The 13,466-nt window shown below is 72.8% G+C and carries 10 protein-coding genes; 3 read left to right on the forward strand and 7 right to left on the reverse strand.

Features of this window, described 5'->3' with window-relative positions; all coding sequences use genetic code 11:
- Positions 1-609 precede the first annotated feature (609 nt).
- Both DWB77_RS08075 and DWB77_RS08080 read right to left on the reverse strand, forming a co-directional pair.
- The gene (locus tag DWB77_RS08075; protein WP_120720595.1) at positions 610-2,133 is read right to left on the reverse strand and encodes an MFS transporter; all 1,524 of its coding nucleotides are present in this window, start codon (positions 2,131-2,133) and stop codon (positions 610-612) included.
- Between the two features lie 672 nt (positions 2,134-2,805).
- Positions 2,806-3,960 (reverse strand): glycerate kinase, encoded by a 1,155-nt coding sequence (locus DWB77_RS08080; protein WP_120720596.1) that lies wholly within the window; start codon positions 3,958-3,960, stop codon positions 2,806-2,808.
- A 142-nt stretch (positions 3,961-4,102) separates the two neighbouring features.
- Between DWB77_RS08080 and DWB77_RS08085 the strand changes: the two genes are divergently transcribed.
- On the forward strand, positions 4,103-5,818 hold the full coding sequence (locus DWB77_RS08085; protein WP_120720597.1) for a BCCT family transporter: 1,716 nt from the start codon (positions 4,103-4,105) through the stop codon (positions 5,816-5,818).
- A gap of 60 nt (positions 5,819-5,878) precedes the next feature.
- Positions 5,879-6,391 carry an NUDIX domain-containing protein gene (locus tag DWB77_RS08090; protein WP_120720598.1) on the forward strand — a complete coding sequence of 171 codons (513 nt, stop codon included), beginning with the start codon at positions 5,879-5,881 and terminating at the stop codon, positions 6,389-6,391.
- A 47-nt stretch (positions 6,392-6,438) separates the two neighbouring features.
- On the opposite strand, the gene DWB77_RS08095 is transcribed toward DWB77_RS08090, so the two are convergent.
- Positions 6,439-7,647: an IS110 family transposase gene (locus tag DWB77_RS08095; RefSeq protein WP_120720370.1), complete on the reverse strand. Its 1,209-nt coding sequence runs from the start codon at positions 7,645-7,647 to the stop codon at positions 6,439-6,441.
- Between the two features lie 381 nt (positions 7,648-8,028).
- On the opposite strand from DWB77_RS08095, the gene DWB77_RS08100 reads away from it, so the two are divergent.
- Positions 8,029-8,751 carry an SIR2 family NAD-dependent protein deacylase gene (locus DWB77_RS08100; protein ID WP_120720599.1) on the forward strand — a complete coding sequence of 241 codons (723 nt, stop codon included), beginning with the start codon at positions 8,029-8,031 and terminating at the stop codon, positions 8,749-8,751.
- Between the two features lie 10 nt (positions 8,752-8,761).
- On the opposite strand, the gene DWB77_RS08105 is transcribed toward DWB77_RS08100, so the two are convergent.
- From DWB77_RS08105 to DWB77_RS08120, 4 genes are all read right to left on the reverse strand, one after another.
- Positions 8,762-9,259: a methylated-DNA--[protein]-cysteine S-methyltransferase gene (locus DWB77_RS08105; RefSeq protein ID WP_120720600.1), complete on the reverse strand. Its 498-nt coding sequence runs from the start codon at positions 9,257-9,259 to the stop codon at positions 8,762-8,764.
- A gap of 12 nt (positions 9,260-9,271) precedes the next feature.
- Entirely contained in the window at positions 9,272-10,741 is a 1,470-nt protein-coding gene (locus tag DWB77_RS08110) for a DNA-3-methyladenine glycosylase 2 family protein (protein ID WP_120727517.1), read from the reverse strand.
- 718 nt (positions 10,742-11,459) lie between these two features.
- The gene (locus DWB77_RS08115; RefSeq protein WP_120720601.1) at positions 11,460-11,987 is read right to left on the reverse strand and encodes an O-acetyl-ADP-ribose deacetylase; all 528 of its coding nucleotides are present in this window, start codon (positions 11,985-11,987) and stop codon (positions 11,460-11,462) included.
- A complete protein-coding gene (locus DWB77_RS08120; protein WP_174248521.1) occupies positions 11,984-13,408 on the reverse strand; it encodes a phytoene desaturase family protein in 1,425 nt (474 codons plus the stop codon). Before DWB77_RS08120 ends, DWB77_RS08115 begins: the two co-directional genes overlap by 4 nt.
- Between the last annotated feature and the right edge of the window lie 58 nt (positions 13,409-13,466).

Consider the following 13,466-nt stretch of genomic DNA (forward strand, 5'->3'; position numbering starts at 1 on the left):
GGTCGTGGGGGCTTTTTGCGCAGTTCCTCGCGCCCCTGGGGTCCCTGGTTACGTGCGGGGTCGTGGCCGCTTCTCGCGCAGTTCCTCGCGCCCCTGGCGGGATCGGTGCTGGCCCACTCGGACATACCCAGCCCGTCCGGCGATTGAGGACGAGCGCCGTCCAGGCGCGAACGGGGTCTGGGGCGGAGCCCCAGGGCCCTTTGGCTGCGGGTCGTGGCCGCTTCTCGCGCAGTTCCCCGCGCCCCTCAGCGGGACCGGTGCTGGCCCGCAACGGCCACCCCAGCCCGTCCGGCGATTGAGGACGAGCGCCGTCCAGGCGCGAACGGGGTCTGGGGCGGAGCCCCAGGATCCTTTGGCTGCGGGTCGTGGCCGCTTCTCGCGCAGTTCCCCGCGCCCCTGGCGGGATCGGTGCTGGCCCACTCGGACATACCCAGCCCGTCCGGCGATTGAGGACGAGCGCCGTTCAGGCGCGACACGGGGTCTGGGGCGGAGCCCCAGGCAGCCCCGCCCTCTCCTCGCGCAGTTCCCCGCGCCCCTGGCGGGACCGGTGCTGGCCCGCAACGGCCACCCCAGCCCGTCCGGCGGTTGAGGACGAGTGCCCTCACGGGGTCAGTGGGAGGTTTCCGTGGGGCGGAGGTCCCGGGGGATCTTCGACCACGCCAGCACCGCCGCAGCCAACGGCAGAACCGCCGCGAGCATAAACGTCGGCGTCATGCCGAAGGTGAAGGCCGACGACGCCTTCGCCAGGAGCTCCGCCCCGGCCGGCCCCCCGACCGCGGAGGCGACATGCGCCGCCTCCCCGACCGAGTCCCGTACGGACGCGGCCGCCGCACCGTCCACGGCGAGCTCGGGCAGATGACCGCGGTACAGCGCCCCCGCGACACTGCCGAGGATCGCGACACCCATCGCCGCGCCCAGTTCGTAGCACGTCTCCTCGACCGCCGCCGCCCCGCTGACGTGCTCCTTGGGGGCGGAGGCCATCAGGGTCACGGAGGCCGCCGTGGTCGCCACGCCGACCCCGCAGCCCAGTACGCCGAGCGCCACCGCGACACCGGGGTAGCCGAGCGGCCCGGACTGCTGGAACAGCCACGGCAGCGCGAGCCCCGCCGTCATCAGGAGCAGGCCCCCGCCGATGACGTGCCGGATCGGCAGACGGTGCATCAGGACCGGCGTCACCAGCGAGGTGACGACCAGGCCGAGTGGCGCCGGAAGCAGCCGTACTCCGGCCTCCAGGGGGCTGTAGCCCTGTGCGTACTGGAACCACTGCGTGACCAGGAACAGCGCCGATCCGAGCGCGATCATTCCGAGGAAGATCGACGCCGCGGCGATGCTGAACGACCGGTTGGTGAACAGCCGGACGTGGAACAGCGGTTGGGGCAGCCGCAGCTGACGGCGGACGAACACGGTCAGCGCGACAGCGGCGACCACGAGCAGCATCCAGGCCACCGGGTCGGCGGGGCCGCCCTTGCCGAGCTGCTTGATGCCGCCGGCCAGCGCCAGCATGCCGACGACGGACTGGCCCACGCCCCACCAGTCCCACCGGCCCTCGCGGGGCTGTCGGGACTCGGGCAGGATCCACGCGCCGAGGGCGATGATCACCAGGGCGACCGGAACGTTGATCAGGAACGCGGACTGCCAGCCGTTCCGCTCGACGAGCAGTCCCCCGACGACCGGGCCGAGCGCCATGCCGCCGCCGAAGACCGCCGCCCACACCGCGTAGGCGAGGGCGCGCTCGCGGGCGTCCGTGAAGACGTCGCGCAGGATCGACAAGGTGGACGGCATGATCGCCGCGCCCCCGACGCCGAGCAGCGCGCGGGCGGCGATGACCTGCCAGGCCTCGGTCGCGAAGACCGCCATCAGCGAGGCGGACGCGAAGATCGTGAATCCGGCGAGCAGCAGACGCTTGCGTCCCCAGCGGTCGCCGAGCGCTCCGGCCGTCACGAGGAGGCCGGAGAGGGCGAGCGCGTAGACGTCGATGATCCACAGCTGCTGTACGGAGCTGGGCTGGAGGTCGCTCACCAGCGAAGGGAAGGCGACGTTGAGGATCGTGGTGTCCATCGCGATCAGCAGCAGGCTGCCGGAAAGGATCGCGAGGACGACCCAGCGCCGGGGGTCGAGGGGCGGCGACGTCATGGAACACTCCAGTATCGAATGAGACACCAGTGTCTCACATGGGGCTGGGAGTGTGCACGCCAGATGTTTCTGGCGGGAGTCGTTGCGCTACCTCGGGCGCGGGGCACGCCTCACGCGCGGGCCACACCGAGGGGGCACGCCTCGCGCGCGCAGCGCTGGGGCCGGGCACGCATAGCGCGCGGGCAGCGCTGGGGCCGGGCACACATCACGCGCGAGCCGCACCAGGCCGGGCACACCTCACCCTCGGATCGCGCCGGGGGCCGGGCACACATCAAGCCGGGACGGCGCGAGCTTCAGCGCCCTTTAGGCGCGATCGGGGTCTGGGGCGGAGCCCCAGGGGCCTTGTCTGCGGACCGTGGCGGGCTGGGCGCGCAGTTCCTCGCGCCCCTAGCAGGATCGGTGCCGGGCCGCATCGGCCACCTCAGCCTGTCCGGCGATTGCGGACGAGCGCCCTTAAGGCGCGAACGGGGTCTGGGGCGGAGCCCCAGGGGCCTTGTCCTGCACCCCCGGCGGAGCCGGACACCAGGCTCGGGCCGGCCCCCGCCTGAGACCCGCACCGCGTTCCGCGCAGCCCCGCACGAACACGAAGCAGCGCCCCCCCCACCCCCGGGAACACCAAAACGGCCCCCCTCGCGCGCAGCGAAGGAGGCCGTCCGAGGGCGAGAGCGCGGGCTACAGCAGGAAGTCGCTCGCGATGTTCTGCGCGGCCTGCTCCAGCAGGGGGCCCGCGTTGGCCATGCAGCGGGCCGGGTCGGGCTCCAGCTCGGTCAAGGCGTAGGCGCGGCGGATGCCGGCCTCGCCGAGCTGTCCGGGCTGGAGCAGGAGGCGGCCGCACACGGCGACGACCTCGATGCCGGCCGCGCGGGCCGCCGCCGCGACGCCCGCGGGGGCCTTGCCGTGCAGGGTCTGCTCGTCGAGCGAGCCCTCGCCGGTGATGACCAGGGTGGCGCCGGCCAGGGCGGGCGCGAAGCCGAGTACGTCGAGCATGACCTCGATGCCGGGACGGAAGACGGCGTCCAGCGCGACCAGCGCGCCATAGCCGATGCCGCCGGCCGCACCGGCGCCCGGGGCGAGCGCGGCCTCGGCGGCCTTCGCGCCGAGCACGCCTTCGAGGACCTTGGCGTAGTGGGCCAGGGCCGCGTCCAGGGTCGCCACGTCCTCGGGCGAGGCACCCTTCTGCGGGCCGTAGATCGCGGGGGCGCCCTTCGGACCGGTCAGCGGGTTGTCGACATCGCTGGCGAGGACGAGTTCCACGTCCTTGAAGCGGGCGTCGAGACCCGAGAAGTCGGCCGTCGCGAGGTCGGCGAGCGCGCCGCCACCGGGGCCGACGGGCTCACCCGCTCCGTCCAGGAAGCGGGCGCCGAGCGCGGCCAGCATGCCGGCGCCGCCGTCGGTCGTCGCGCTGCCGCCGACGCCGAACACGATGGTGCGCGCTCCCGCGTCGAGCGCGGCGAGCAGCAGCTCACCGGAGCCGTACGTGGTCGCGGTGAGCGCCGCGAAGACGCCCTCGGGAAGGTGCTGGAGCCCGGAGGCCTCCGCCATCTCGACCACGGCCACGCCGTCGCGTACCGCGTACGCCGCGGTCACCGGGGTGCCGAGCGGACCCGTGACCCGTGCCTCGCGGCGCTCGAAACCGGCCGCCACCGCGGCCGCCACCGTGCCGTCGCCGCCATCGGCGACCGGCAGGGTCTCGACCCGCAGATCCGGGACGACCCGCCGCAGCCCGGCCGTCACCCGCTCCGCGACCTCTACGGCCGTGAGCGAGCCCTTGAACTTGTCCGCCGCTACGAGTACGCGGGCGGTCTCCAAAACTGCGCCGTCCGTCACTTGCCATCCCTTGCTTTCGAACAGGCAGTCGCGCCGCCTCCGACCCTATCCGCCCGGCGCGCGCCTGCCCATAGCCGCCTGGGCGGCACCGACGGCGTGCCACCCGGGAAAATGCGTACATCCACCACCATAGTGGGGCGCCATGACCAGCGATTCGATCGATCATTCCGGCTCCGGTGCCCCGCCCGACGACGTGCGACCGGACCTCGACCCCGCCCCCGACCGCACCCTGATCACCGTCGGCGTGCTCGCGGTGGTGGCGGTTGTCGCCTGGGCCGCGTGGGGCAAGAGCTCCTTCGACAGCGCCTCGTCGACCGCGCTGGCCTGGGTGCTCGACAACTTCGCCTGGCTGTTCGTGGTCGCCGCCGACACCTTCCTGGTGCTCTGTCTGGTCCTGGCCGTCAGCCGGTACGGGCGGATCAGGCTGGGCGCGGACGACTCCGAGCCGGAGTTCACCAATCTGGCCTGGATCGCCATGATGTTCAGCGCCGGCATGGGGATCGGCCTCATGTTCTACGGGGTCGGCGAACCGCTCACGCACTTCCTCAGCCCGCCCCCGGCGACCGGTGCGCAGCCGGGCTCGGGCGACGCCGCGCGCACCGCCCTGGAGTACTCCTTCTTCCACTGGACGCTCACCCCCTGGGCGATCTACGGCATCGCGGGGCTCGCCCTGGCGTACGCGGGCTTTCGCAAGCAGCGCGGCAACCGGCTGTCCTCCGCCTTCGTGCCCCTGATCGGCGCGCGCCGGGCGGACGGCAGGGTCGGCCGGTGCATCGATCTGCTCGCCGTCTTCGCGACCGTCTTCGGCACCGCGACCAGCCTGGGCCTGGGCGCCCTCCAGGTCGCCGAGGGCCTGGACATCACCTCGGGCGTCCACAACTCGCGGACGACCCAACTCGTCATCATCGCCGCGCTGTCGGCGGCCTTCGTGCTCTCCGCGTTCTCCGGGCTGCACAAGGGCGTGAAGTGGCTGTCCACCATCAACCTCGTGCTCGCCGCGGTGCTGATGGTCTTCGTGTTCCTGCTCGGCCCGACCGTCTACGTCCTGGACACCATCCCGGCCTCGATCGGCGGCTATCTGCACGATCTGCTGCCGATGGCCAGCCGCACGGGGGCGTTCACCGATCGCGCGTGGCTGGGTGCCTGGACCGTCTTCTACTGGGCCTGGTGGCTTTCGTGGGCGCCGTTCGTGGGCACCTTCATCGCCCGCATCTCTCGCGGACGCACGATCCGCGAGTTCCTCATCGGGGTGCTCCTGGTGCCGAGCGGCGCGACGGTGATCTGGTTCTGCGTCATGGGCGGCACGGCGATCCGGCTCGCCTCCACCGGCGCCGCCGACCTCGCCGGGGCGGTGCGGGACGGCGCCGAGGCCTCGCTCTTCGCGACGCTGGACGCGCTGCCGATCGGCACGGTCACCTCGTACATCGCGATGGCGCTGGTGATGACGTACTTCATCACCAGCGCCGACTCGGCCTCGCTGGTGATGGGCTCGCTCACCAGCCGCGGTTCGCTGCATCCGCCGACCTGGCTGGTGGTGATGTGGGGCGTCCTGATGGCGGCGGTCGCGGCGGTGCTGCTCGTGGCGGGCGGCCTCAAGTCCCTCCAGACGGCGACGATCCTGGTCGCGCTCCCCTTCGTCGTGGTGATGCTCGGCCTGTGCTGGTCGCTGGTCAAGGAACTGCGCGAGGACCCGGGCGCGGGGCCCTCCCGCCACGGCGCGCTGCACGGACTGCGCGACGCGGTACGGACGATGGTCGGGGACGCGATCACCGAGCAGGGCGCCGCCCGCCACCACCGGCTGCGGCGGGCCGCCAAGTCCCGTACGGGTGACGAGAGTTCGGGGACGCCGCAGCCCTGAAGAGGCCGCACCCCTCGCCCGTCCCGACACCATCCGACCTGGCCCTCTACCCTTCATTCCATGACGACCGACCACTCCCCAGCGCCCGACAACGCCTACACCGCCTACATCGCCGGACTCCCCCGGGTACTCGCGGGAGCCGCCGCGCTGTTCCGGGACGCCGGGGGCAAGGTGCTGCTCGTCGAGCCCAACTACCGCGAGGGCTGGGCGCTGCCCGGCGGGACCGTGGAGTCCGACACCGCCGAGACCCCGCGCCGGGCGGCCCGCCGCGAAACGCTCGAAGAGATCGGCCTCGACGTGGAGTTGGGGCGGCTCCTCGCGGTGGACTGGGTGCACGGCGAAGCCCGTCCGCCCATCGTCGCCTACGTCTACGACGGCGGCGTCCTCGACGACAGCCTCCTGAAGTCGATCCGCCTCCAGGAGGAGGAACTCCTCTCCTGGCGCCTGGTCCCCCGCGAGGAACTCCCCACCCACCTGCCGGGCGCCCTGGGCCACCGCGTGATGGCCGCCCTGGACGTCCTGGCCCAGGGACAGGGCACGGCGGAACTGGAGAACGGACACCGGGTGGGCTGAGCGCGCACCGGGGGGTGCCTCTATGTCCTTCGTCAAGCCTGAGCTGGTCATGCGACGGCTGCTTCAGGGACGCGTGGTTCGTAGAAGGTGCCGTCGCGGAGCATGGCGAACAGGACGCTGATGCGGTGGCGGGCGAGGCGGAGCAGGGCCTGGGTGTGGGTCTTTCCCCGGGCCCGGCATTTGTCGTAGTAGGTGCGGGAGGCGGGATCGTGCAGGGCTGCGAACGCGGACAGGAACATTGCGCGTTTGAGCTGCCGGTTTCCGCCTCGTGGTGCGTGTTCGCCGTGGATCGAGGTCCCCGAGGACTTCGTTGTCGGGGCGAGGCCGGCGTAGGAGGCCAGGTGGGCGGCGGTGGGGAAGCTGGTGCCGTCGCCGACGGTGACCAGCAGAACTGCGGCGGTCCTGACCGCGACCCCTGGCATCGAGGTCAGGACCTTGGAAAGAGGGTGGTCCTCCAGCAGGGCTTTGATCTGGGCTTCCAGGGCCCGGCGTTGTTCGTGGACCGCCGCGAGCGATCGGGCCAGGGAGGGCACGACCGTGTCGAGGGTGCCGGTGCCGGGAACGACCACGGTCTGTTCGTCCAGGGCGTCGAAGACGTCGTCGACCAGCCGGGTAGCCATGCGCGGGGCCTTGGGCCGGATGAGTTCGACGAGTCTGCGGCGGCCGGCTTTCCGCAGGGCGGCCGGGGAGCCGTAGCGTTCCAGCAGCCAGGTGACGGCGGGGTGGTCCAGGCGGGGGCCGAGGACGCGTTCCAGCGAGGGGTGGAACTGGGTGAGCAGGCCGCGTATCCGGTTGGAGGTGCGGGTTGCCTCGGCGGCGAGGTCCTGGTCGAAGCCGGTCAGGACGGTGAGTTCGGCGGTGATCTCGTCGGTCAGCTCCAGAGAGCGCAGCGTGTGCGGCATGGTGCGGGCGGCGTCCGCGATCACCGCGGCGTCCTTCGCGTCGGTCTTGGCCTCGCCCGGGTAGAGGTCGGCGATGCGGCGCATCGCGAGTCCGGGCAGGTAGGCGACCTTGCAGCCCGCGTCCCGGGCCACGGTCAGCGGGAGGGCTCCGATGGAGGCGGGCTGGTCCACGATCACCAGGACGGTGCCGAACTTCGCGGTCAGCTTGTCGAAGACGGCCCGCAGTTTCGGCTCGCTGTTGGGCATCGGCTTGTCGAAGACCTTCTTCCCGGCCGGGGTGAGCCCATGGCCGTGATGAGCGGTCTTGCCGACGTCCAGGCCGAGGAACACGCCTACGTCTTCGGTGTCGAACATCGTGCCCTTCCAGCAGAGTTGAACGTGCCGGCCTTGGCAGTGGTGTCGTACGCGCGCATCCACGTTATGCAGACCTGCCGCCCGCGAGCTGTCCGGCATTGCGCCGGACCGGGTGGTGGCCGGACCTCTCATCAGCGTCTCCGACGGCACCTCCCGGGCCCGGTGACACCACCCCCCAGGTCATCCGTTCGACAGGGGGCAACAGTCATGCCGGGCCCGGAGGCCAGCGGCCCTCTTGCAGGACCGCGAAGAAGATAACGGGGCGGGGCGGGCACCCAGGGGGCGCGCACCCGGGGGCAGGGCGCGCACCCGGGGAGCCCGGGAAGGGGCGCGTCGTAATGCGTTCGCCGACCCGCCGGGCGGCCGCCTACGCTCGCCGACATGGGCAAGCCACTCGTCGCGATTCTCTCCGGTGCCGGGATCTCCACCGATTCCGGCATCCCCGACTACCGGGGCCCCAACGGCCTGTGGCGGCGCGACCCCGAGGCCGAGAAGCTGGTGACGTACTCCTCGTACATGGCCGATCCGGAGATCCGCCGCCGGTCCTGGCTGATGCGCCGCGACAGCCCGGCCCTGAAGGCCGAGCCGAACGCCGCGCACCGGGCGGTCGCCGAGCTCGAACGGTCCGGAGTGCCGGTGCGGGTGATCACCCAGAACGTCGACGGACTGCACCAGCGGGCCGGCCTTTCCGAGCGCAAGGTGCTCGAACTCCACGGCACCGCACGGGCGGTGACCTGCACCCGCTGTCACGCCCGGTCCTCGATGGCCGAGGCGCTGGCGCGGGTGACGGCGGGCGAGGCGGACCCGCCGTGCACGGTCTGCGGAGGCATCCTCAAGTCGGCGACGGTCATGTTCGGTGAGCGCCTCGACCCCGAGGTACTGAGCCAGGCGATGGCGATCGCGAAGGCGTGCCACCTCTTCATCGCGGTCGGCACCACTCTTCAGGTCCAGCCCGCCGCGTCGCTCGCCGGGATCGCGGCGGACGGTGGCGCACGCCTGATCATCGTGAACGCCGACCCGACCCCCTACGACCCGCTCGCCGACGAGGTGATCCGCGAGCCGATCGGCACCGCGCTGCCCCGACTCCTACGTGCCCTGCCCTAGAACGCCGCGGCTAGAACAGCACGTCCGCCGTCCGCCCCCGCTCGAACGCCAACAGGCGCTGCTTGCGGTCGAGGCCGCCGCCGTAGCCGGTGAGGCTGCCGTTGGCACCGATGACGCGGTGGCAGGGCACGATGATGCCGACCGGGTTCTTGCCGTTGGCCAGGCCCACCGCGCGGGAGGCGTTGGGGTTGCCCAGGGCCTCGGCGAGTTCGCCGTAGGAACGGGTCTCGCCGTACGGGATCTGCTGGAGCTGGTGCCAGACGCGCTGCTGGAAGGGGGTGCCCAGCATGTTCAAGTCCACGTCGAACGCGGTGAGTTGACCGGTGAAGTACGCCTCCAGCTGACGGGCGACCTCGGGGAAGGGGCCGTCGTCGTCACGTTCGCCGAAGGTCTCCTGCGGGGGGCGGTGGCGTTGGCCCTCCATATAGAGACGGCTCAGGACGCCGTCGGCGGCGACGAGGGTGAGCGGGCCGTAGGGGCTGTCGATGACGGTGTGCGTGATGCGCACGGCTGAACTCCCTTATGCGGGAAGGTGGTTGATGGCGTGGGCTTCGGTGGCCCACAGGTACTGGACGGCGTAGGCCCGCCAGGGCCGCCAGGCGGCGGCACGTGCGGTGAGCGCGGCGGGGGTGGACGGCAGCCCGAGGTTCTGGGCGGCCCGGCGCATGCCGAGGTCGGTGGGCAGGAAGGCGTCCGGGTCGCCAAGGGCTCGCATCGCGATCGCCTCGACGGTCCAGGGCCCGAAGCCGGGCAGCTCCATGAGCTGGGCGCGGGCCCGGTCCCAGTCGCTGTCGAGGCCGAGTCGGAGGGTGCCGTCGGCGAGAGCGGCGACGAGCGTGGTCAGTGTGGTGCGACGGCTGCGCGGCAGCGCCAGGTTCTGCGGGTCGAGCTCGGCGAGCCGGTCCGGCGTCGGGAAGAGATGGGTGAGGCCGCCCGTCGGATCGTCGATGGCCTGGCCGTGCGCGACGACGAGCCGCGCCGCGTGGGTGCGGGCGGCGGCCGTCGACACCTGCTGTCCCAGCACCGCCCGCACCGCGAACTCCTCCGCGTCGACCGTGCGCGGCACCCGCCGGCCCGGCGCCTTGTCGACCAGGGGCGCGAGCAACGGATCGGCCCGCAGCCGGTCGTCCACGGCGACCGGGTCCGCGTCCAGGTCGAGCATCCAGCGGCACCGGCTGATGGCGATCGTCAGGTCCCGCAGATCGGTGAGGCGCAGGACGCAACCGATGTGCTCGGGCTGCGGGGTGAGCTCCGCGATGCCGTGCCCGTACGGGAGGGACAGGGTGCGGCGGAACGAGCCGTCCCGCCACTCCTCGACCCCGGGCACGCCGGTCGCGGCGAGGTGGCCGAAGAGGTTGTCCGGGGTCAGCGGGGCCCGGAACGGCAGGCGCAGGGTGATCGCGCCCGGTGTCTGGCGGGCGACGCCCCGCGCGGCGCGGGTCCGCAGTTCGCTCGGGGCGAGCGCGAACACCTCACGGACGGTGTCGTTGAAGGTACGGATCGAGGAGAAGCCGGCCGCGAAGGCGACCTCGGCCATCGGCAGCGGAGTCGTCTCGATCAGCAGCCGCGCGGTCTGGGCGCGCTGTGCCCTGGCCAGGGCGAGGGGCCCCGCGCCCAGCTCGGCGAGCAGTTGGCGTTCGATCTGGCGGGCGCTGTAGCCGAGTCGAGCGGCGAGGCCGGGCACGCCCTCGCGGTCGACGACCCCGTCCCTGATCAGCCGCATGGCGCGGGCCACGCTGTCGGCGCGGGCGTTCCACTCCGGCGAGCCGGGCGTGGTGTCGGGGCGGCATCGCTTGCAGGCCCGGAATCCGGCCTGCTGGCAGGCGGCCGCGCTCGGGTAGAAGGTCATGTTCTCGACCTTCGGCGGCACGACCGGGCAGCTGGGCCGGCAGTAGATACGGGTGGTCAGGACGGCGGTGAAGAACCAGCCGTCGAAACGGGCGTCCTTGGACTGGACGGCGCGTACGCAGCGCTCGGTGTCGGTGTGCATGGGGGCGGGGGCGACGGGGGCCATGTGTTCAGGATCGGGCACGGTGGGCGCATCCGCTGGCGAGAATCCGACATGGGCCTCCCGCGACCGGGCATCCCCTGACCCCCGGCCCCGGCCGCGCGGTCGACGGGCCGCGCCCCGGCCCTGCGCCCGGCGGGCCATGAACCCGGATCCACGGTCTCGCGCGTGGTCGCTTGCGCAGTTCCTCGCGCCCCTGGGAGGGTGGCGGCCGCCTTCCGTCGACAGACCGTGCGGGGTTGCTCGCGCAGTTCCCCGCGCCCCTGGGAGGGTGCCGGCCCGCCTTCGTCGACAGACCGTGCGGGGTTGCTCGCGCAGTTCCTCGCGCCCCTGGGAGGGCATGCTGGTCGGGGCGGTGCCCTGAAGGGGCGCGGGGAACTGCGCGACCAGCCACGCACGGTCCGCGGCAAGAGGCGAACCGGGGGGATCCTCAGCTACCGGCGCCGGGACGAACGACGCCCTCAAGGGGCGCGGGGAACTGCGCGACCAGCCATGCACGGTCCGCGGCAAGAGGCGAACCGGGGGGATCCTCAGCTATCGGCGCCGGGACGAACGACGCCCTCAAGGGGCGCGGGGAACTGCGCGGCCGGCCACGCACGGTCCGCGGTGCAAGGGCGAACAGGGGGCCGGGGCCACCCCGAGGGGGCCGAGCAAAGCGGCCCGGGCGAGCGAATGTGCCCGGCACCGGCACCGGCGCCGCCTAGCCCCGCAGGGCCCGGTCGAAGGCCTCGTACGCCGCCGCCTCGAAGAGCACGAAGCGAACCTCCCTCAGCGGCGGGCCGGCATACGCGCGGGCCGCCGCGACCGCGAGGTCCGCGCCGCTGTCCAGCGGCCAGCCGTAGACGCCCGTCGAGATCGCCGGGAAGGCGACGGTCTCGGCGCCCAGTTCGCGGGCGAGCGCGAGGGACCGCTGGTAGCAGGAGGTCAGCAGCGCGGACCGGTCCTCGTCCCCGGACCACACGGGGCCCACGGTGTGGATCACATGGCCCGCGTGCAGCCGCCCGGCGCTGGTGGCGACCGCCTGGCCCGTCGCCAGGCCCTTTCCGTAGTGCGAGGCCCGCAGCCTGCGGCACTCCTCCAGGATGGCGGGGCCGCCGCGCCGGTGGATCGCGCCGTCCACCCCGCCGCCTCCGAGCAGCGAGGAATTCGCCGCGTTGACGATGACGTCCACCCGCTGTTCGGTGATGTCACCGCGGACCAGCACGATGTCGACGGGGCGCGCCGTCATCGCGCGTCGGCCTTGCGCAGGGCGCGCCACACGGCCTTCGCCGCGTTGTGGCCGGACATGCCGTGCACGCCCGGGCCCGGCCAGGCGGCCGATGAGCACAGGAACACCGAGGGGTGCCGGGTCGCGTACGGGAACAGGGAGATCTTGGGGCGGAGCAGCAGTTGCAGACCCCGGGCGGCGCCGCAGGCGATGTCGCCGCCGACGTAATTGGCGTTGCGCGCGGCGAGTTGGGGCGGGCCGGCCGCCGCCCGCGCCAGCACCCGGTCACGGAAGCCGGGCGCGAACCGTTCGATCTGCCGCTCGATGGCGTCCGTGAAGTCCCCCTCCCATCCGTTGGGGACGTGCCCGTACGCCCAGAAGACCTGCTTGCCCTCGGGCGCGCGGGACGGGTCGACGAGGCTCGGCTGGGCGGTGATGAGGAAGGGCGTCCGCGGGGCCGTGCCGCCGGAGGCCTGGCTCAGGGCGGTGGCGATGTCACGGCTGGAGGGCCCGATCTGCACGGTGCCGGCCGCTTTCGCCTCCTCGGCGGTCCATGGCACGGGCCCGTCCAGGGCGTAGTCGATCTTGAAGACGGCGGCGCCGTACTTGTAGCCGTCATAGGCGCGGCCCAGGCCCGCGATCCGGGCGAGGGCGGTCGGCGAGGTGTCGAAGAGATAGGTGCGGGCCGGCGGCAGATCGTCCAGGCGCTTGACCTCGAACCCGGTGTGCACGACACCGCCGAGGTCGCGCAGATATCCGGTGAGGGCGTCGGAGATGGACTGGGAGCCCCCGCGCGGCAGCGGCCAGCCGTTCTCGTGGGCGGCCAGGGCGAAGAGCATCCCGACGCCGGCCGTGGCCACGCCGTTCAGCGGGGCGATGACATGGGCGACGAGCCCGGCCATCAGGGCCCGCGCCCGGTCGTCCCGGAAACGGCGCATCAGCCAGCTGTACGGCTGGAGGCCCACGGCCCCGAACCGGGCGAGGCCGACGGGATCGCGCGGCAGGGCGGTCAGCGGCAGCGACATGAAGTCCCGCGCCAACACGTCCCAGGTGCCGAGGAGGGGAGCCATCAGCCGGCGGTACGTCCCGGCATCGCGCGCGCCGAAGGACGCCGCGGTCTCGGCGACCGAGCGGGACAGCACGGCGGCCGTGCCGTCGTCGAAGGGGTGCGCCATCGGCAGCTCGGGGTGCAGCCACTCCAGGCCGTACCGCTCCAGCGGCATGTTCCGGAAGGCGGGGGAGCCGATGCCCAGCGGGTGGACCGCGGAGCACGGGTCGTGGCGGAAGCCGGGGAGGGTGAGCTCCTCGGTCCTGGCGCCGCCCCCCACGGTGTCCTTGGCCTCGAAGACCTCAACCCGCAGTCCCCTCCTGGCCAGTTCGACCGCGGCGGTCAGCCCGTTGGGGCCCGCCCCCACGACGACGGCATCGAGCATCGACGGCACCTTGGACTCCTCACGCCACGGCCAGGGTCCCCAGGATATTCCGGTGCACCGACAATGC

The sequence above is a fragment of the Streptomyces hundungensis genome, assembly GCF_003627815.1.
Lineage (GTDB): Bacteria > Actinomycetota > Actinomycetes > Streptomycetales > Streptomycetaceae > Streptomyces > Streptomyces hundungensis_A.

What these genes read in the sequence shown, in the direction of transcription:
- DWB77_RS08075 (WP_120720595.1), bottom strand. Translation starts at nt 2,133, where the DNA reads ATGACGTCGCCGCCCCTCGACCCCCGGCGCTGGGTCGTCCTCGCGATC.
- DWB77_RS08085 (WP_120720597.1), top strand. Translation starts at nt 4,103, where the DNA reads ATGACCAGCGATTCGATCGATCATTCCGGCTCCGGTGCCCCGCCCGAC.
- DWB77_RS08090 (WP_120720598.1), top strand. Translation starts at nt 5,879, where the DNA reads ATGACGACCGACCACTCCCCAGCGCCCGACAACGCCTACACCGCCTAC.
- DWB77_RS08095 (WP_120720370.1), bottom strand. Translation starts at nt 7,647, where the DNA reads ATGTTCGACACCGAAGACGTAGGCGTGTTCCTCGGCCTGGACGTCGGC.
- DWB77_RS08100 (WP_120720599.1), top strand. Translation starts at nt 8,029, where the DNA reads ATGGGCAAGCCACTCGTCGCGATTCTCTCCGGTGCCGGGATCTCCACC.
- DWB77_RS08110 (WP_120727517.1), bottom strand. Translation starts at nt 10,741, where the DNA reads ATGCACACCGACACCGAGCGCTGCGTACGCGCCGTCCAGTCCAAGGAC.
- DWB77_RS08115 (WP_120720601.1), bottom strand. Translation starts at nt 11,987, where the DNA reads ATGACGGCGCGCCCCGTCGACATCGTGCTGGTCCGCGGTGACATCACC.